Below are 19131 nucleotides of genomic sequence, written 5' to 3'. Positions count from 1 at the left end.
ACCGCTTTCCAACTCGACCACGGCCAGGCAGGCCGCAGTAATATCTACCTCGGCCTCTGCCATCTCGCTGTCGTAACCGGACGCGGGCAGTCCCTATATTTGCTCAGCGGGCCGAGGCGGTCTGCCCGCTGGCTGAAGGGTATATCGCTCGGTCCTGGATGGTCCAGATCTCCCTCAGTCTCTCCGTATCGGACGTACATGCTGGTGTTGCCTTCGATATCGAAAGAGACATACCAGTGTTGAAATCCCGTTCCGGCCAACCTGTTGGTGACCTCCTGACGATCTTCTCCTGGATTGGTCCAATCTAGAGTGACGATGCCGGCGCCGGTTTGATAGAGGTGGAGGGTTCCAGGGCTGTGCACCTTCCCGTGGCCCCTCAGGGCGCTCGGGTCGAAGCCGAGACGGCGCACCGCGTCCTCGGTCGCGAGAACCCCGGAGTCGGGAAGCGTCACTGTGTAGGCGAAGGCGTCAAGGTCGCCCAGTATGTCTTGGTAACGGGCGACGATCTCATCGAACACGAGTCTGTCAACCTTTCGGGAAGCAAGGATGCCCCCCAAGGCGAGGACGTGACCCGCGGCCCTGGGAGGCATCGGAGAGTTTACTCTAGGTCAGGGTGCGGATTCTGCGCCGGCACGTGCGCCTCTACGTGCCAGTAGTCATAGGTGTTTTGTCTTGTGCCACCGTTCTCGGCGAGGATGCGTTGGGTGCCGTAGAAGGTGCCGAGTCGCACTCCGTCGTCCGTATTATGCTTGTGCCAAACGGGCCTGATCGAGTACGCGTAGGCGTCGGGACTGTTCACTCGCTCAACCGACACCCAGGTCCCTTGCATGGTGGACTGGAACGGGAACTCGTCGCAATTGTAAACCTTATGCCATCTCTTGTCTCCCAGCACCTCGTCCTTGCGGTCGTAGTCCTTGAAAAGCAGCCGACACATGTTGCGACTCTTTTCATTGTTCTTTCTTTTCCAGGTTGCGCTATTCGTCGTGAAAGCGGAGCTCCGCCGCCTAGCCAGTGGCCTGGAATCGTCTTGTCCGTACGGCTTGGAATTGTCAGCTCTTTTTTGTGTTGAGCCGTCCAGATATGAGCCGGAACGCTTCTGTAAGCTTTGTTAACATTGTCGGGGTCGCCTTCGTCGCTCCATGGGGAACCAGGCTGGATCTCGGTTGTTTCGTAAACCGCCTGAGCCTTGTCGAAAACGCAGCCGCTGCCGTAGTCCTTGACAATATATCGAGCGCCTCGCTCGCCCGCCATGAGCAGGAATCTGATCAGTGGAAGGTAGCATGGGGCAGAGTCGCCAAAACTGGCGATGGTGACATACATAAGCAGATAGCCAGGCGGGCTTACGCCGTTCATCGCCCTGCTCTGCCGCGGCAATTACAGCAAGTGATTCAGCAGCGTAGACCGGAATCACAGCCCACGCTTTTCTAGCTGAACCGAGTATACCACGTGGCAATTTTGTAGGGTGAAGGCTTTTCTGTATCGGGCCAGTCCTTCGTGTGATGTTACTCCGTTTGATTCAGGGCTCTTTCTGTGCGATTGATCGAACGCTCGTCGTGGTCAGTTAGACACGTGTCATAGATGCTGAGCAACAATCTCACGCCGTTGGTTGCCCATCAAGGACCTGTTTGAGTAGGAGCCCCAGCATCAGGCCATCCGCGTGTCCGCCCGTCTATCAGTGCAGTGCCACTTTCGTGCTTGCTTCTCGCCATAGAAAGATATCCATAAATGTCCTCACGAAACTACGTAAGGGCACTTTCGATAATCTCGACAACGTCAGCATCATTGGGATGAATCCTGACACGTCGAACATCGGCGAAGGGAGTCAGGCTAACTTCCTTAACGCGCTCGAGTGCATCGAAGAAGTTTCCATCCTCTGTTAGAAACACTTCGGCATCAAAGAGGTAGGAGGCGATTTGACCGTCCCGGCCGTCACTACTCCTCACCTTTGCCATCGTCTGAGACTCCTGGATAGCCCAGCGCATCCAGTGTCGAGGCATGCGAGTTCTCTCGACCTCGAATAGCCAGAAGCGTCCAAAGTCATCTTTATCTTTGACCATATTATTCAGATGCAGGTAGGGGTCAAGCCAGTCCGCCACTGTTGTATCCACGTCAGGGCGATCCACCCCATGGCGGTTGCGGAGCGCATACCTCAAGACATCACGACCTTGGAGTCTCCAGGGCTCAACAGGAACACCAGCCTCCCAGCCGTATAGGTCTTCGACAAGCGCATCATCTGTGGGCGTCACAGTAATGTCGTCGAGTCTCCATGACGAGCGATTGACGCGGAGGCGTTCACGGCGATTCCAACGCATAGCATCGACGAGTTTGACTTCTTCGCGCTCCTGTTGTTCTTTTCCCGGGGAGCGGAATAACGCCATGTAGTCTGGGTCTCTCGCCGTAGCCCGCCAGATCTGGTGCTTCCAGAAGTCTCGTAGTGCCGCAGGCCGACCGGGTCGAGGCAGCTGACGCACCCACTTCGGCCGGAGGCGCTTCGCCTCCGCTACGATCTCCATGCATTCCATGTCGGCCTCAGTGTGCAGCCTTACCCAGTGAGGTGACATCAGTGCGAGGATGCCAGCGGTACGACGCTCCGCATTCGTGTCGCGGAACGTCTCCATCAGGGTGGCTGGCGGTGTGCACACCTTCCAGCCATGCGCGAGCGCGCATCGTTCAAACTTTTCGCGGGAGCCGGTCTGCCCGATATAACCCCAGAGCATGGTGTCGAGGATCAGCCTCATGCTCCCAGTTTGACGCACTCTTGTGAGTATCAACCACTCATTTGGCCTGCGCTGATAGAGGCGAGGCCCGTGGTGATGGTAGGTCGTCGGAGCTGTTCGCCGTCCAGGAAGGTGGCGTGAGCTGTCTGGAGACCCGCGCGATCCTGTTCATCCCCCGCAGCTCGGCCGGCGGAGCTGGCTACAGATCCGGGCAGCCCTCAAACGCAGCGGACGAATTTACCACTTGCTGGCCCGGGACCCCGAAGATCATGCCGGTTCGCGCCGAGTATCCTGCTGTGTGGGCCCCCTGCCACTGGATGATGTGGCGCTCTCCCATTCGGACTGGGGATATACAGGGGATGATCTTCATCGACATGGACTCTTATGAGGACGTCCGCCTAGCTCAACGTGCCTAAGGAGCCAGAGAAGCGCGCGCTCTCCTAATGCGGGCGTCGGCTGACGCCCGCCGCTGATCATGATCGGCCAGCCCATGGACCCCAGCGGGGGTATAGGCGCTCTTGCCGCCGACGCACCTGGTCGGGAGGGACGTTGTTCGTCTTGGCTGTGGCTTCATGGCGGTCCTGCCAGGCCCACGTCAGCGTCATGCCCCGCTCGATGGCTCAGCGGCGATACTTCGCCCGCCTCACCTGAAGCTCCAGCCTCGCAGCGATGATGAGCATGACCTCGGCCAGCAGATTGGGAGCCAGGTCACCTACGGAGCGGTGAGAACTGTTGAGCCACTCGACCAGCGATCCGACCGCAACGGCGAAGAGCAGCAGGTACGTGAGTACTCCGACGAGCCGACTAGACAGCAGACGGGTCATCCCGGACACCGTGCGGACGACGATGCGTGGAATGGGCTGCCTGAAGTTGAAGGCTAAGATCTCCTCGATCGCCTGCCAAACGCACGCATAGGTACGAGTAGAAAGATAGCTACCTGAGGCTTCGTACCTGAACCCGGTGGGAGCGGAAATCTGCTGGACCGCATCCAGCATCTTCCGCTGGATCGCGAACCCGTTGAATCTCGTCAGGGGGAACAGTTTGGCGCACGATTGGACCAGGTAGATCTGCCAGGGTATCCGGACATAGTCCTGTGCGCCGGACCGAGTGTACTCATAGTTAGCCTCCGACTGGCCGCCGAATGCGGCTGAAAGTGCCGAGAAGAGACCCTTCCAGGAGACCTGTAGTTGCCTCCGCTCCACCTGGGAGTCATAGGTAGTGAGCACGAGAAGCACGAAGCAGCGAACGAAATTATTGTCACCGCTACGCAGGTACTCGCGAAGATACCGCCAGTCCTCCGGCCTGACGGGCAGATTGTTCGCCGCCAGGCAGCGCACGGCATGCGCCGTGGCCAGCGGATCGGGCTCTCCGCCTTCGCTGCCCACCGCATATCCCGCCGGGTCGGCCCGCGCGCTCTCGAAGGCCCTCTGCACCGGGGCCAACGCCTCGGACCTCAGCGCGATGACGGGGCTCACATAGGAGAGGGCGAAGCCGATATCGGCCATCCGAAAGATGTCCGTCTTCTGCAGCCGGATTCTCCGCGCAACCAGGTCCCGGTACACGGCGGAACTTACCGAGACCCTTTCCACCTGGCTGCGGTTGACGACGTAATAGATTAACTTCGCCACCTGCTCCTTGACTGCGGGGTCCGTTGTGGCGCGACGGGCGAGGATGTGGATCGTGGCCGCGGTGCCGTAGAGCCCGCGCTGCTCGTAGCGAGGATGGTCGAGATACTGCCCCGAAGCCAGGGCATAGTCCGGCAGTCGCCCGGCCTCGATTTGTAAACGCAACGCGATCCGCCGCTCGATCTCAGACTGAGCATCCCTCAGGATCTGGCGCGTCAGCAACTAGCTCGTCCTTGATTCACACATGCTCATACGCGCCTCATCCGTTTGAACCGAATTGCTAGAGATTTGCGAGAACAGTCGCGATGGGGCCTCTAGCGCTTGGAATGAGATCTAGATCGAGGACCTCGTCTCTCTCGAACCAACCGTACTTCTCGATGAAATCGTCCTCGTCGTTCCGGCTCATGTCCACATCCCCAGCGCTTGTCTTACAGAGCCGGGCTACGGCGATGACGGTTGGGGCGTCCTGTTCGCTGCCCAGCCGCCATGACCACAGAGCCAACGGACGCCCAGGAGACACATCCAGCCCCACCTCCTCGCGTACCTCGCGGACAAGCGCGTCATCCGGCGATTCATCAGGTTTCATGCGTCCGCCCGGCAGCTCCCATTTCCCTGGCTGGTATGGGTCATCCTGACTCTTCCTGATCAGAAGCAGTCTTCCTTGCCACTCGATCACGGCTTTCTGCGCGAACTGCACATACATAAGATCCTCCTCAAAACCTTTGGGTGACCTCATGGCCTTGAGATCCTCCAGGAAACGCAGTCTCCTGAGGTGCACGGCCTCTGCCTCCGGATCGCGGGCGGCCGCCGATTCTGCACGCATCTCACGATCACGATTCAGAATGTCCTCGTTCTCGCCGGCGCTGATTCCGGTCGGCACAAATATATATTCAGCGGCATAGTCAAATGCGGACATCAGATCACACGTGATGCCCTCGACAGCCGTCACCAGCTCGGTATTCGCCGATCTCTTGTACGCGGACACGCGATCGCGCCGAATCGGTCGGTCGAGATTGTTCCACAGCTCGGATATCGACGCAGCCGATCGGGCCTCTTCTTGGCGGTAGAACTCGAGGGCGGTAGCCGACCACCTCAACCCTGCGCGATCGCACAGCGGGGCCAGAGCAGCCTCCGGATCTGTGACCAGATCTTCGTAACGTACGGTAAGCCAATGATCTTCGCCGACCATCCCGCGTGCGGTCATGGCTGCTTTCTGGTCCTCCAACCAGCGCAAAGCGATCGCTTTGGGCTCCTTTGGACCGATGGGGGCCCGGGAAAACGAGGCGGCCACGTCGCGTGGATCTCTTACGAGGTGCAGATAAAGAATTGGCAGGCCGGAGTTGAAAAGCTGATCAATGAAGTGGACATTCTCCAGACACTTGCTGACCCATACCTGCTTGCCGAAATGTCGGGCGTGCGCATCGTAAAAGGCTAAAACTGCATGAGCAAGCATGGATCCGCCCATCTCGGCCAGGATCGCCCGCCTCCGATCCGGGATACGAGGCCACGCGAGAGCATTCACATCGACAAGCCGGCCCATATCCTCAGCCAGGCGTCCCTGGTTCGAGGGCGCGCGCAAGGAGCCGTACCTGCCGGTCAGGTCTTGGAAGTCCCTCAGCTTGTGCGCCGAAGGCGGCGCGAAGACGCCAGGGAGTGACCCCAGCAGCAGGCGAAGCAGGTTGGATCCGGAGCGCTGGGTCCCGACGATCTGGACACGTCTCATGCCGGGCACCTCCGTACGTCCGGCAACACCTCGCGGAGAATCCCGGCAGCGACCTCCGGAAGAAGCGGGTTGAGGTAGATGCCCAGGCCCAACTCCATGCCACCCGGCCGCTTGAGCGTTCTCTCGTCCTTGTGCAGCGGGACGAGCTCTACCCGCAGGTGGTGAGAGGTGTCGCCCTTGGGGGCCTGCATCACGTTGATCAGATAAGGCGGCATCTCGCCACGGTGGGTCAACCGACACAGTTGCAGGCCGGTGTGCAGGCAGTCGGCCATCGACGTGATCTCCTTGGCAGACAGCGACGCGAGATCCGGCCGGTGCGCCACCGGCATGATGATCATCTCGAAGGGCAGCCGCGACCACGGAGGCACCTGAACGAGTGCATGGTTCGTGATCATCACCGTCAGGTCTCGCCTGATGACGGATTCGCACACGGGGCACGAATCAGCGGTTGGCGCGAGAGTCAGGCGCCTCGGGACGAAGGGTAGTCCGATGAGCTGACCGTGCGGATGGGCGACTGTGGGACCGAAGTGGTCCCCCACAGACTCAAAGGCGAAGACCGCCTTCACCGAAGGACGGTCGAAAAGGCGCGAGGTCTTGGTAGAGACCAGCTCCAGGAACTCCCGGGTTACCTCGGCCGGGAGATCACCCAGCCTCTGGGAATGGGAACTGCCGTACACGAGCACCCAATGCAACTGCTCCTGCGCAGGGGAATCCGGCTCTCCCAGGGCGATCATGGGATGTTTGCTCGGCACCAGGCGGGCGACGCTCGCCGCTGCCACGTCTCCCCTACTGGGACAGAATGGACATTTGGCAATTAAGTCGGCATGGGAGCGAATATCGACCTGCGGCGTCAGCTCACGGCGGCCTGGCACGTGAAAGAGCCACTCATGCTCAACAGGACTCCACGTCGCCGTTGGTTCGCTAGACATGCGTCGCCCTCAGCCTTCACGCCTCACGGCCCGCCTGGCTTCACCTATGACTACACATTCAGGCTTGAGTGTAGCAACCGACCGGTATGTGTAAAGCGGAGCAGAAAATTAACATCCGACCTCGCTTGGACTTGGCTTGCCTTGATAAGCTCAGCTATGGCCTTCCCGATCAAGGACCAAGCGGCAGGCATTCGAGGCATCGACGACATCAATGCATCTAATAGAACACCAGTTTCATCGGGCGACGAGGTCGACCAGTTGCAACTGTGGAATGGGCATCATCGCAAATACTGGAACAACCAGGAACGAATGAGCCCAGCTCCGCTCGCCCGCCTCCTCGCCGACAGTGTCAGCCGTGGCCACCGGATTCTCGAACTGGGGTGTGGCAGCGGGAGAGATGCCGTCTTCCTGCAGGGACAGGGGCACGCGGTCACCGCGACAGACTTCTCAGAGTTCGCCATCGATGAGAACGTGCGCTTTCGGGGAGCATCCGGAGTCATCTTTTTCGTCCAGGACCTGCGAACCTCCCTGGCTTTTCCGGACAGTGCTTTTGACGCGGTCTACGCACGACTTTCCTTGCATTATTTCTCCGACACGGTCACCCGGGGCATCTTCCGCGAGATACACCGCGTGCTACGCCCTGCCGGCAGAATTCTGTTCACCTGTAGATCTACCGAGGACCCGCTCTACGGCGAAGGCGATGAACTCGGTCCTGACCTCTTTCGGAGCGAAGGCCAGATCAGGCATTTCTTCAGCGAAGAATACACTCGCAACGTCCTAGCCGAGGAGCGCTTCACCATTGACAGTCTTATACTGCGCGACGAGCTCGTCTACAATCATCATGCCAGCGTGGTGCAAGGCTTCGCACACCGCTCGCAAGGCTAAGAACGTAGTTTGTTCTTAGCCTTGAGCAACTGGTCCCGTACGGAGAGGGCATCGGCCCAACGAACGCAGTCACGCCAGTTCCATACAGCCTTGGACCCGGCCGCTTGGGAGACCAGACGTCGGAGGTATTGCGTGACGCAGGCGGGAGCGTGCACTCCGTAAGCCGGGCCTTTATCCCGTCCGAACATGAGGTAGGCGCGGCCGGCAAGGCTTTCGAGCGCGCCCTCATATGAAGTGAACGACTCGACATTTGGGTAATCGTGAGCGACGTGCGGGAAGATGTCGATGTCTCCTGGAACCAAGTGCAGGTGGGCATGGTCGATGCACGCTCCCGCATGCCGCGCGAAGCTCTCCGCGCCATGTTCGAAGTAGGTGATCGGACCGTACACATCCCTGAGTTTCGATTCGGTTTCGCGCTTGACCACTTGGAGTTCGTCGCGTTCGGCTTTCGAGAGGCCCGCAAGTGAGGGCATATGACGATCGGTGATGATGAGCACGTGCCCTTCGGCGAGCGGCGCGGTGTCGAGGACGACTGAGAAGGGTTCGCTTCGAAAGATGACCTCATTGCCATTTTCGGCGTGAAAGAAATGGTCCCAAACGGGTGATCGTCCCTCCGCCAGCAGGACACAGAAAGGGCACTCGAGAGTCCCGTTGAAAATGACCATATGACACCGCCCTAATGAGGATATCGGCCGTCCGACTTCAATCTTCACTCGTCGCTAGTTACTCTGATACGGGGCGATGTGGCCTCAGGAATAGTACTCGGATTGCCACCTTGAGATGGCTCAGTGGCTATATTTATGACTTCTTCGGCAGCTGTATTGCGACGGCGCACCTGATGGTAACGGTGGCGGACCGCGATGGCCGCCTGCCGACCAGACCCTCGTCGATGCCCGGACGAGTCTCGGCCGTTAGATGTCGGAGTGTGGGCGTAGGGTCCGATGAGTTCTCGATACGGAAGGGGTCTACACCGTTATGACTACACAGATCCTCAAGACTCCCGAGGCCGACCTCGCCTACGACGTCCACGGCCCGCTGCCGACCGCCGGCGGACGCCCACCGCTGGTCATGATCGGCCAGCCCATGGACGCCAGCGGCTTCACCGTGCTGGCGTCGTACTTCACCGACCGCACCGTGGTCACCTACGACCCGCGCGGCCTCGGCCGCAGCACCCGCAAGGACGGCCGGACCGACCATGAGCCCGCGACCCAGGCCGCCGACGTGCACGCCGTCATCGAGGCGCTCGGCGCGGGCCCGGTCGAGATGTTCGCGAGCAGCGGCGGTGCGGTGACCGCGCTCGCCCTCGTCGCGGCCTACCCCAATGACGTCGTCACCCTGGTGGCGCACGAGCCGCCGCTCATCCCGGTACTCCCCGACGCCCAGGCCGCCGAGCGCGCCCGGGCCGGCATCCGGGAGGCGTACGAGAGCAAGGGCTGGGGTGCCGGCATGGCGGCATTCATCGTGATGACCTCGTGGAAGGGCGAGTACATCGACGACTACTTCGCCCAGCCCGCGCCGGATCCCGCCGCGTTCGGGATGCCGACCGAGGACGACGGCTCCCGTGACGATCCGCTGCTCTCCGACGCATCCTGGGCGGTCAGCAGCTACCGGCCCGACGTCGACGCGCTCACCGCGGCGCCAACGCGGGTCGTGATCGCGGTGGGCGAGGAATCCCAGGACGTCTTCACCGGACGCACCTCGGTGGCGGCGGCCGAACTGCTCGGTCAGCAGGCGACGGTCTTCCCGAGCCACCACGGCGGCTTCCTCGGTGGCGAGTTCGGCTACGCCGGGCAGCCTGAGGCCTTCTCCCGCAAACTGCGCGAGGTCCTCGACGCCACCGGCTGACGGCCGTCCTTCTCATCGTCACGCGGTGTTCGTCTGACCCCCTGGCGCTCGGACACATGACGAGCTGGCGGACACCGCGGTGAAGTGCCGTGGCCTGGGGACATCACGCAGCGGATAGTGGCTGTCTTCGGCTGGAAACGGACAACAGTGGCGTAGGTGTCACTTTCGCAGTTCCGCCCTCCTGAGTCGTTTGGTGGGTCTCAGACTGAGAGCCGTGATGGACAACCTCACCGACGCGCGGAACCGCCTGCTCCCTCCTGACCAGCTCCTCCAGGTGGCGGCTCTGCTCAACATGCCGTGCCTGGACGAGGCGGCCACCACCAGCGACGGCGCTTCCCAGACGAGACAGCAGGCGGCACTGTACGCCCGGATCGCGGACTGGGCTCAGCTGTCGGTTCAGGCAGCCGAGCAGCTCGGCGAACCGGACGAGGACCTCGACGACATCCGCTATCGGTTCGCCTATCTCGTGGAATACACCGAGAAGTACGCCAAAGGCTGGAGTCAAGCGCCTGGTGAGAACACCGAAGGCGTCGAACTGTCGGCCCACGCGGCAGAGACAGTCGCACCCACCGTACTCGGGCGCTACATCACCTACCTGGCCGAACACCGCGACGAGTACCAAATGTGGCTGGTGGACTCACTGTCATTGCGGGCCAGCGTATGGAACCTGGACATCGCCGCGCACACCCGTGTGCGGTTGCCCGGCGTCCACGGCTTCCCAGCGCACGCGAGCACGCTGCAGACAGCAGGAGTCTCCCCGCACGCCATCGAGGTGCGCACGCCGATCCAGGTACATCGGCTCCTGGACTGCCACAGAGCTCCGTGAAGCTCCGAGAGCACACGTCACCACTCCGCGCGAGGCCGGCTCGGCGCCGCGCCGACGCTGCGCTCGCTCGTCAGGACGCGGTTGAGCTGGCTGCGTGAGGTGATGTTCAGCTTGGCGAAGACCTTGCGGAGGTGGTATTCGACGGTACGCGGGCTCACGAACAACTGGCTGCCGATCTCCGAGTTGGTGAGGCCCTTGGTGGCGAGCCGGGCGATCTGACCTTCGCGAGGCGTGAGGTGGCCGCTCATCGGGACGCCGCGCCGCTGCGCGGTCTCCCCGGTGGCCCGTAGTTCGTGCGCCGCCCGCCCGGCGAAGCCGGCCATCCCCATCGCCGTGAACGATCGGTACGCGGTGCGGAGATGCGGACGCGCCTCGATCCTGCGCCGTTCCCTGCGGAGCCATTCGCCGTAGAGCAGGTGGGCCCTGGCGAGGTCGGGGCGTAGCCGGGTGCGGCCGAGCCGGTCGATCGCCTCCAGGTAACGGCTTTCCGCCTTGTCGGGTTCGCTGACCAGGGCGCGCGCACGGGCCTCGATCCCGAGCGCCCAGTCGGTCGGGCTCGCGTGCGCGGTCTTCGCGAGCTGCTCGACGGCCCAGCGGGCGAGCTCGTGGTCGCCGCCGCGGGCGGCGGCCTCGGCCAGTTCAGCCGGTGCCCATTGTGCTGCGGCGCCGGGCGCTGGCGGGTCCTCGCTGGCGCGCTGGGCGGCGGCTCGGGCCTCGTCGTAGCGGCCAAGACCGTTGTAGAGTACGGCCCTTGCCCAGTCGGTGACGGTCATCGCGGCCCCCTCCCCGCGAGAGGCCGCCTCGATCGAGCTCACGCGCAGCAGTTCCTCGGCCTCGGCCGCGCGGCCGCGCCAGGCGGCGAGCGCGAAGGCGCCGTAGTCGATGATCGGCTGCCCGGTCGCCATGGTGAGCTCCCTGACCTCCGCGCTCAGCGCCGCCGCCTCGGCCAGTTCGCCCTCGAAGAGATGTACGGTGATCCGCGAGTTGAGTGCGAGGGGCGTCTCGGCGAGCGCGCCGGTGTCGCGGGCGAGGTGGACATGGCGCTCGGCCAATGTGCGGCAGGCATCGGCGTCCCACAGTGCCACGGCGGCGACGTACGCGAGCCAGATCCGCCGGAGCTGTTCCTCGGTGGTGGCGCTCTGGTCGAGGGAGGCGGTCACGGCGCGGCGCAGCGCCGGTGCCGCCGCGCCCGGGTCGGTGGTGAAGAGCAGCGCGAATCCGTCGAGCAGGAGATCCTGGGCGCGGCCGGGCTCGGGGGCGGCCGGTGCCGTGCGGGCGATGGCGGCGGTGTCTCGCAGGCTGCCGTCGCGGCCCTCCAGGCGGCCGGCGAACATGGCCGCGGACAACGCCTCCAGGTACGTGTCGCGGGCCAGTTCCGGATCCAGCGGCTGGAGTCGTCGCGCGAGGTCGAGCAGCGGCGGCGGCGGGGAGGCGTTCCCTCGGCTTGCGGTCAAGGCGATTCCGGCCTGCAGCACGGCCGCGCGGGCCTGCTGCCGTTCGTCGAGCGGGCCCGCCAGCGCCACGCCGAGGAGTCCGGAAGCCTCGTCAGAGGCGCCCGCCCCCTGCTTGGCCTGGGCCGCGGCCAGCGCGCGTACTGCGCGGCGGGCCGGCTCGGGGGTCAGCTCGGTCGCCCTCTTGAGGAACGCGCCCGCGGCGGCCAGTCCGCCGCGTGCCTGGGCTCGGGCGACCGAGCGTTCCAGTTCGGCGGCGATCTCCTCGTCGGTCCCGGAGGCGGCGTGGGCGCGGTGCCAGGCCCGGCGATCCGGGTCGGTGCCGGCGTCGGTCGCCTCCGCCAGCGCGTGGTGTACGCGCCTGCGCTCGTCCGGCAGGGCCGCCCGGTACACCGCCGAACGCACGAGCGGATGGCTGAACAGTACGCGGGCGCCGAACTCGCACACGCCGGCCGCCGTGGCAGGGCCCGCCGCGGCGGTGCCGATGCCGAGCCGGGCCGCCGCCCGCCAGACCAGGACGGGGTCCCCGAGCGGTTCGGCGGCGGCGGTCAGCAGGAGCCAACGGGTGTCCGGTGGCAGTGGTTCGAGGCGGCGCAGGAAGCCGTCCTCGATCGGTGCGGGCAGCGCCTGCCTGGCCGGCAGGCCGAAGCCGCCGGCCAGCTCGGCGGGTGTCATCATGCGTGGCAGCTCCATCAGCGCCAGCGGGTTGCCGTGTGCCTCGGCGACGATGCGGTCGCGTACCGGCTGATCCATGGGGACGGGGAGCACCGAGCGCAGCAACGCGTGCGCGTCCTCGTCCCGGAGTCCGCCGATCACCAGTTCGGGGAGGCCGGACAGGTCGTGCGGGCCGCCGCCGCCCGCCGCGAACACGCACGCCACCGACTCGCCGAACAGCCGCCGCGCGGCGAAGGCGAGCACCTGTGCCGAGGCGCTGTCGAGCCACTGCGCGTCGTCGATCACGCACACCAGCGGCTGCTCGCCGGCCACGTCGGCGAGCAGGGTCAGCACCGCCAGGCCCACGAGGAACCGGTCGGGCGACGGCCCCGCGCTCAGGCCGAACGCGGTGCTGAGCGCGTTTCGCTGCGGCTCAGGCAGCCGGTCGAGCCGCTCCAGCATGGGCGCGCAGAGCTGGTGCGCCGCCGCGTACGGAAGCTCCATCTCGGACCGGACGCCCGCGGCGCGCACCACGCGGCATCCCACGGCCTGCCGGACCAGGTAGTCGAGCAGGGCCGACTTGCCCACGCCCGGCTCTCCGCGCAACACCAGGCATTGGCTCTCACCGGCGCGGACCGCCGTCATCAGCCGGTCGAGCCTGTCGCACTCGGCCCGCCGTGGATCCAGCATCGGGGTGACGCCCGCGAAACGCTCGGCGCCCGCGGAACGCTGGGCACCTGCGAAACGCTCGGCGCTCGCGGAACGCTCGGCACCTGTGAAACCAGCACCCGCGGAGCGTGCGTCAGGAACGTCGTGGGATAAGTTCGGCTCTCGCAAGATGGTCATCGGAGTCCCCTTTCAGACGTTGGATCTGCGGCGATGAGCGCCTCGAGGGGTAGCAGCGCCGAGCCGGTGGCCACGGCGTCGCCCCCGAACTTCGCGACCAGCAGCTCGAACTGGTCGCCTGGCCTGGACAGGCTGTGGTTCTTGATCGCGGCGGTGATGCGGTCGCCGAGCGACTCCATCAGGCGCAGGCCGACCCAGCCGCCGATGACGATGCGTTCTGGGCCGGTCAGGTTGACCATGCCGCCCAGCGCGGCCCCCAGGCAGTCGATGACGTCCTCGACGATCGCCCCGGCGGCCGGGTCGCCCCCGTGCGCGGCGGCGATCAGCTCGCCGACGGCTCGCCAGCCGGTGCCCTCGAAGACGGCCCCGGTGTCCCGCCACGCCGAGAGGATGGCGTCGGAGCCGAGGTAGGCCTCGACGCATCCCCGGTTGCCGCATCTGCACGCGCGGCCGCCGCGTTCGATCACCATGTGGCCCCACTCCCCGGCGCTGGAGCGGGCGCCGTACGCCACCTGGCCTCCGGTGACGATGCCGAGGCCGACGCCGCGGCCGAGGAGCGCGACCAGGGCGTGGTCGGCGCCGCGGGCGTTGCCGAACCACAGCTCCGCCCTGGCCTGCATCTTCGCGCCGTTCTCTGCGAGGACGGGGATGCTGCCGACGTCGCACAGCGACCGCACGGGTACGGGCGGCCAGCCGAGGCTCTGCGCGTACAGCATCTGCCGTCCGTCGGGGGCGGTCTCCACCACGCCGGGCAGGCCGAGACCGACGCCTAGCAGGGTCGGCCACCGGCCGGCGTTGCGGTCGCGCAGGGCGACCAGGGCCTCGTGGATGTCGGCGCCGATCCGCTCCGGGCCCTCCTCCTCGGCGCCGCCGCGGAACTCGCGGTCGATCCGGTTCATCGCCAGGTCGAACATCTCCACCGCGACGCCGCGTTCGCCGATGTCGGCGCCTATCGTGATCGCACTGTCGGTACGGGGCCCGATCAGCGTGATGGGACGGCCTCCCCGCGAGGACACGGAGCCGCGTTCCTCCAGGAGACCCGCGGCGATCAGTTCGGCGACGAGGTTGCCCGCCGAGGCAGTGGACAGGCCGCTCTCCTTCGCGATGTCGGCCCGCGTGGTCTCCTGCGCGAGGATCACCTGCTTGAGCACCAGCGCCCGGTTGCGCTGCCGCAGGGTGGTGACCGTGGACACCTCAGGAAGGCTGAGAACGGGCCGCCTCCCTCCGGATTCGACATTCATGATTTCTCGCTTCTTTCAGTCGCCGGCGGTGACGTCGAGTGCCCGCAGCCGCGCCGCTCTGGTCGCGTGGGCGACCAGCCGGCCCTCCTGCCAGGAGATCTCGAACGCGTCGCGCGGGTCGGAGTCGGCCTGCCAGCCGGACGGGGGGCTTTCGAGCGGGAAGTGCAGCTCCTCCCCTGCGCGGACGGTCATGGGCATCAGCTCCGCGTCCGCGTACGGCCGGCCGGAGGAACGGTGCCAGTCATGGTCGTAACCGGCGAACCGATCGCGGAACTCCGGGGACTCGTCGACGAACCCCCACGCGGGGATCCGCAGCGGCGCCCGGCCGAACATGGCACGGACGATCTCCGGACGCTCCCCGCAGGCCCGCAACGCGACGGAGTCGAGGAGGTCCTCGAGGATCTTCCAGGCACGGGCGGGTTCGACCGTCGCGTGCGGGTCGGCGATCAGCGCCCAGCCGGCGGGGAGGTCGGCGGAGACGGGAGAGGTGCGGGTGTCGAGCTTCTTCCACGGCCAGAAGTTCCAGCCGATCTCGTGCTGCTCGTACAACCGGTGCGCGGCGTAGATCCATTCCGGCGTGTTCTCCCCGCCTTCCCCCATGTAGATGGGTACGCCGAGGCGTTCCCGCACGTCAAGGTACTCCTGGATGCTGGAGCGGTCGGGCGGACACCAGTAGCGGTGGAACTGCAGCGCGGAGTTGGGGTCGAGGATCTCCGTGAAGATGGACCAGTTCGTCGCCCAGTGCGAGCCCTCGTAGACGATCAGGTGGTACGGGTCGATCGCGCGGATCGCGGTGGTGAGGTCGCGATAGAGGGCGGTGAGTTCGGCGGGGTAGACGTGCTGCCACTCGTTCGGCAGCGGCTCGTTCAGCAGGTCGTAGCCGAGCACGACGGTGCTGTCCCGATAGCGACGGGCGATCTCCTCCCACAGGTGGATCGTCAGCCGCCGGTTGCGGTCGTCCATGAACAGTTCCGGCTTGCCGTTCGGGGAGTCGTCGATGTTGGTCCCCGTCTGCCCGCCCGGCGCTCCGTGCAGGTCGAGCAGCACCCACAGGTTGTGGGTCCGGCACCAGCACAGGAGGTCGTCGATGTGGGCGAAGCCGTCGAGGAAGACGCCGTCCCCGTCGACGAGGTCGCGGGAGTTGAGCGGGAGCCTGACGTGGTCGAAGCCCAGCCGGGCGATGGCGGCGACATCCTCCTCCGCGACGTAGGTGGCGCGGAAGCGCGCCCAGAACTCGGCGGCCCGCTCCGGGCCGACGAGGGATTCCACGCGTCGCTCGATCTGGCGGGCCGAGCTCATCTCGTCACCGAACTTCCACATGTAGCCCTCGGCGAGCAGCCAGTTGCCGAGGCCGACGCCGCGCGGCAGCAGTGGGGCGCCCGAGCCGTCGACGAGTCGGGAGCCGCCGGCGCGGACGAAGCCGGTGAAGCGATCGTTCATGAACTTTCCTTGCTTTCTTACTTGAGGCCGGACAGGGTGAAGCCCTGCACGATGTGACGCTGGAAGACGACGAAGACGACCAGGATGGGCACGACCATGAGGGTCGACCCGGCCATCTGGAGTGACGGGTTGGTCGCGATCTGCCGGTTCAGCAGCGACACCCCGACCGACAGGGTGTAGAGCCGCTCGTCGCCGGCGATGATCAGCGGCCAGAGGAAGCTGTTCCAGGCGGTGATGAAGGTCAGGATGATCTGGACGGCGATGATCGGCCTGGACAGCGGCAGGATGATCCGCCAGAAGATGCGCGCCTCGCCGGCCCCGTCGATGCGGGCGGCCTCGATCGTCTCGGTGGGGACGGTCGACATGAACTGCCTGAACAGGAAGACGCCGAATCCGGACACCAGCCCGGGGAGCGCGATGCCGATCAGGGTGTCGGTCAGTTTCATGCCGTTGAGGATGAGATAGGTGGGGATCATGGTCACCTGCACCGGGATCATCATCGTGGCGAGCACGAGGAAGAACATGAGCCCGCGGCCACGGAAGCGGAACTTCGCGAACCCGTACCCGGCCATCGCCATGAGGACCACCCCCGCCAGGCTGATCAGCACGACCATGATGGTGTTGACCAGGTAGCGGCCGAAGTCCATCTCTCCGAACAGCCGCGCGAAGTGCTCGAACGTGGGAGCCTGCGGCAGTATCCGGGGCGGGTCGGCGACCGACTCGGAGAGCGGCTTCACCGAGCCGAAGATCATCCACAGGAACGGGAACGCCGTCAGCAGCGCCCCGACGCTCAGGGCCACCCCGATGGTCAGGGTCAGGCCGCGGCGGCTAACGGTACGCATCGGGCCTCCGCGCGCGCAGCTGGATGAGGGTCACTCCGGCGATGATCAGGAAGAGCACGATGGTCCCCGCGCCCGCGTAGCCGAACTGGCTGGCGGAGAAGCCCTTCTGGTAGAGGAACAGGGAGATGCTCGTCGACTCGCCGAGCGGCCCGCCCTTGGTCAGCACGTACGGCTCGTCGAAGAACTGCAGCCAGGCGATGACCGTGGTGACGGCGACGAAGAAGAACGCGAACCGCAGCAGCGGGATGACGATCGAGACGACCTTGCGCAGCCCGGAGGCGCCGTCGAGCTCCGCGGCCTCGAGATACTCCCGGGGGATGCCCTTCAGTGCGGCGAGGAAGATGATGATGTTCAGTCCCGTGCCGCGCCACACGGCGACGAGCGTGACGGAGAACTTCACCAGCACGGGATCGCTGAGCCAGTGCGCCGGCGGCAGCCCCGCGGCCGACAGCAGGTGGTTGACCAGGCCGAACTGCGTGTTGAGCAGATATCCCCACACGAGCGAGACCGCGACGATCGCGGTGATGGCGGGGACGAAGTAGAACGCCCTGAGCGCGCGGTAGAAGCGGTTCTCGCTCCGGTGGAGGAGGAGCGCGACCACGAACGAGACGACGATCACGGCGGGGACGCCGAGCACGGCGAAGATCCCGGTGTTGGCGAGGGCCTGCCAGAAATCGGGATCGGCGAACAGCCTGCGGTAGTTCTCCAGGCCGACGAACTCGATCCTGGACCAGTCGGCCAGGCCGGCGAGGTTCATGTCGGTGACGCTGACCGGCAGGGCGACCAGGATCGGCAGGACTCCGAAGGCGAGCAGCAGCAGCATCGCGGGCGCGATGAAGGCGTAGGGGGCGAGAGGCTGTTTCACAGCGGCTCCTCCGCGCGGTTCGCTGGTCAGTTGACGGACGTGCCCTTGGTGGCCGCGTACAGGCTCTGGAGAGCGGTTTCGCGGTTCGCGCCGGTCAGGACGATGGAGTTCAGGGTGTCGAGGAGTGCCTTTCCTGTCTCGCCGTCCCAGTCGGGCACCGGCGGGAGGGGTCTGGCGTCGCTCAGTTGCTTGGCGTACGTCGAGACGAGCGGGTCGGAGGTGAGCTTCGGATCGCTGAGCGCGGCCTTCGTCACCGGGAGCTGGCCGTCGAGCTGGTACCAGGTCAGCTGTGTCCGTGGCTGGGAGAGGTAGTCGAGGAGTCGCAGGGCACCGTCCGGGTTGTCGCTACTGCCCCACACGCCGAGGTTCGAGCCGGCCAGCAGAGAGGTGTGCGTGGCGTCGCCCGGGATCGGGGCGATCGACCACTTGCCGTTGAGTTGCGGCGCCGCCGAGGTGAGCGCACCGGCCAGGTAGGGGCCGGAGACCAGCATGGGGGTGGCGCCGGAGACGAAGCCCTGGACCTGGTCGAAGTCGGCGTTGGGCGGCACGCTCTTGTCGGCGTACAGGCCGGTGTAGATGTCGACGACCTGGTGGAACGCGGGGGTGTCGAAGTCGACCTGGCCGCTGTCGTCGACGATCGTGCCGCCCTGGGTCCAGGTCATGATGACGGGCAGCGCGTTGTCCCACTGCGGGAGGTGGAATCCGTACTGGCCTTCGCCTCGGGCGGCCAGGATCTTGGCGTAGGCGCGGAGCTCGTCCCAGGTCACCGGCGGCTTGGTGATGCCCTGAGCGGCGAGGATGTCGCTCCGATAGAACAGCACGCGGGTGTCGCTGACCCACGGGACGCTCACCGGTGCGCCGCTCGCCGGGGTGGAGTGTTCGGCGATGCCGTCGACGAAGCCGGCCGAGGCGAGGCCGGGGTGGTCCTTCAACGTCTGGTCGTCGAGTTCGAGCAGGGCCCCGGAGTCGGTGAAGGTGCGCAGCTTCGACAGGCCGATCTGGAGAATGTCGGGGCCGTTGCCCGAGGCCACGGCAGTGGTGAACTTCTGGTCGACGGAGTCCCATGGGATCGCGACCGTGTCGACCCTGATGCCGGTCCGGTCGGTGAACGGCTCGACGAGTCGCTGGAAACGGGCGGAGCTGTCGCCCATGATCCAGACGGTCAGTTCCTTGTCGGCGGCCGGCGCCGGGCCGGCGCAGGCGGCGAGCGCGAATAAGCACGCGATGACGAGTCTTCTCATC

At 65.3% G+C, this 19131-nt stretch carries 16 protein-coding genes; 3 read left to right on the top strand and 13 right to left on the bottom strand.

Features of this window, described 5'->3' with window-relative positions; genetic code table 11:
• Positions 1-44: 44 nt before the first annotated feature.
• The 6 genes from ITP53_RS00155 to ITP53_RS00130 form a co-directional block, all read right to left on the bottom strand.
• Positions 45-518: a hypothetical protein gene (locus ITP53_RS00155; RefSeq protein WP_195893176.1), complete on the bottom strand. Its 474-nt coding sequence runs from the start codon at positions 516-518 to the stop codon at positions 45-47.
• Positions 519-598: 80 nt separating this feature from the next.
• A complete protein-coding gene (locus ITP53_RS00150; protein WP_456238088.1) occupies positions 599-1012 on the bottom strand; it encodes a NucA/NucB deoxyribonuclease domain-containing protein in 414 nt (137 codons plus the stop codon).
• Positions 1013-1739: 727 nt separating this feature from the next.
• On the bottom strand, positions 1740-2738 hold the full coding sequence (locus ITP53_RS00145; RefSeq protein WP_195893174.1) for a hypothetical protein: 999 nt from the start codon (positions 2736-2738) through the stop codon (positions 1740-1742).
• A 599-nt stretch (positions 2739-3337) separates the two neighbouring features.
• On the bottom strand, positions 3338-4564 hold the full coding sequence (locus ITP53_RS00140) for a hypothetical protein (RefSeq protein ID WP_195893173.1): 1227 nt from the start codon (positions 4562-4564) through the stop codon (positions 3338-3340).
• A gap of 58 nt (positions 4565-4622) precedes the next feature.
• Complete coding sequence (locus ITP53_RS00135; RefSeq protein WP_195893172.1) at positions 4623-6065, bottom strand: sulfotransferase; 1443 nt, start codon at positions 6063-6065, stop codon at positions 4623-4625.
• Positions 6062-6844, bottom strand: a complete 783-nt coding sequence (locus ITP53_RS00130) for a hypothetical protein (RefSeq protein WP_195893171.1) — start codon at positions 6842-6844, stop codon at positions 6062-6064. Before ITP53_RS00130 ends, ITP53_RS00135 begins: the two co-directional genes overlap by 4 nt.
• A gap of 306 nt (positions 6845-7150) precedes the next feature.
• Here ITP53_RS00130 and ITP53_RS00125 point away from each other — a divergent pair, with 306 nt between their 5' ends.
• A complete protein-coding gene (locus ITP53_RS00125; protein ID WP_195893170.1) occupies positions 7151-7879 on the top strand; it encodes a class I SAM-dependent methyltransferase in 729 nt (242 codons plus the stop codon).
• Here the strand turns inward: ITP53_RS00125 and ITP53_RS00120 are convergent.
• The gene (locus ITP53_RS00120; RefSeq protein WP_195893169.1) at positions 7876-8544 is read right to left on the bottom strand and encodes an HIT family protein; all 669 of its coding nucleotides are present in this window, start codon (positions 8542-8544) and stop codon (positions 7876-7878) included. The genes ITP53_RS00125 and ITP53_RS00120 overlap by 4 nt on opposite strands.
• A 310-nt stretch (positions 8545-8854) precedes the next feature.
• Between ITP53_RS00120 and ITP53_RS00115 the strand changes: the two genes are divergently transcribed.
• Positions 8855-9724 (top strand): alpha/beta fold hydrolase, encoded by an 870-nt coding sequence (locus ITP53_RS00115; RefSeq protein ID WP_195893168.1) that lies wholly within the window; start codon positions 8855-8857, stop codon positions 9722-9724.
• A 214-nt stretch (positions 9725-9938) separates the two neighbouring features.
• Positions 9939-10550 (top strand): hypothetical protein, encoded by a 612-nt coding sequence (locus tag ITP53_RS00110; RefSeq protein WP_195893167.1) that lies wholly within the window; start codon positions 9939-9941, stop codon positions 10548-10550.
• A 17-nt stretch (positions 10551-10567) separates the two neighbouring features.
• Here ITP53_RS00110 and ITP53_RS00105 read toward each other — a convergent pair whose 3' ends face one another.
• The 6 genes from ITP53_RS00105 to ITP53_RS00080 all read right to left on the bottom strand — a co-directional run bounded on the left by ITP53_RS00105 (position 10568) and on the right by ITP53_RS00080 (position 19130).
• Complete coding sequence (locus tag ITP53_RS00105) at positions 10568-13501, bottom strand: helix-turn-helix transcriptional regulator (protein ID WP_207755364.1); 2934 nt, start codon at positions 13499-13501, stop codon at positions 10568-10570.
• The gene (locus ITP53_RS00100) at positions 13498-14694 is read right to left on the bottom strand and encodes an ROK family transcriptional regulator (RefSeq protein ID WP_207755363.1); all 1197 of its coding nucleotides are present in this window, start codon (positions 14692-14694) and stop codon (positions 13498-13500) included. The genes ITP53_RS00105 and ITP53_RS00100 overlap by 4 nt, the downstream gene beginning before the upstream one ends.
• A 63-nt stretch (positions 14695-14757) precedes the next feature.
• Positions 14758-16182 carry a glycoside hydrolase family 5 protein gene (locus ITP53_RS00095; protein WP_195893165.1) on the bottom strand — a complete coding sequence of 475 codons (1425 nt, stop codon included), beginning with the start codon at positions 16180-16182 and terminating at the stop codon, positions 14758-14760.
• Between the two features lie 17 nt (positions 16183-16199).
• Positions 16200-17024 carry a carbohydrate ABC transporter permease gene (locus ITP53_RS00090; protein ID WP_195893164.1) on the bottom strand — a complete coding sequence of 275 codons (825 nt, stop codon included), beginning with the start codon at positions 17022-17024 and terminating at the stop codon, positions 16200-16202.
• Positions 17011-17889, bottom strand: coding sequence for a carbohydrate ABC transporter permease (locus ITP53_RS00085; protein ID WP_195893163.1), 879 nt, complete (start codon positions 17887-17889; stop codon positions 17011-17013). Before ITP53_RS00085 ends, ITP53_RS00090 begins: the two co-directional genes overlap by 14 nt.
• A gap of 26 nt (positions 17890-17915) precedes the next feature.
• A complete protein-coding gene (locus ITP53_RS00080; RefSeq protein WP_195893162.1) occupies positions 17916-19130 on the bottom strand; it encodes an extracellular solute-binding protein in 1215 nt (404 codons plus the stop codon).
• Position 19131: the final 1 nt, after the last annotated feature.

The organism is Nonomuraea cypriaca (assembly GCF_015645445.1).
In the GTDB taxonomy this organism is placed as follows: Bacteria; Actinomycetota; Actinomycetes; order Streptosporangiales; family Streptosporangiaceae; genus Nonomuraea; species Nonomuraea cypriaca.
The sequence above is the reverse complement of the archived record's forward strand: the minus strand, read 5'-3'. Positions and strand labels throughout refer to the sequence as shown.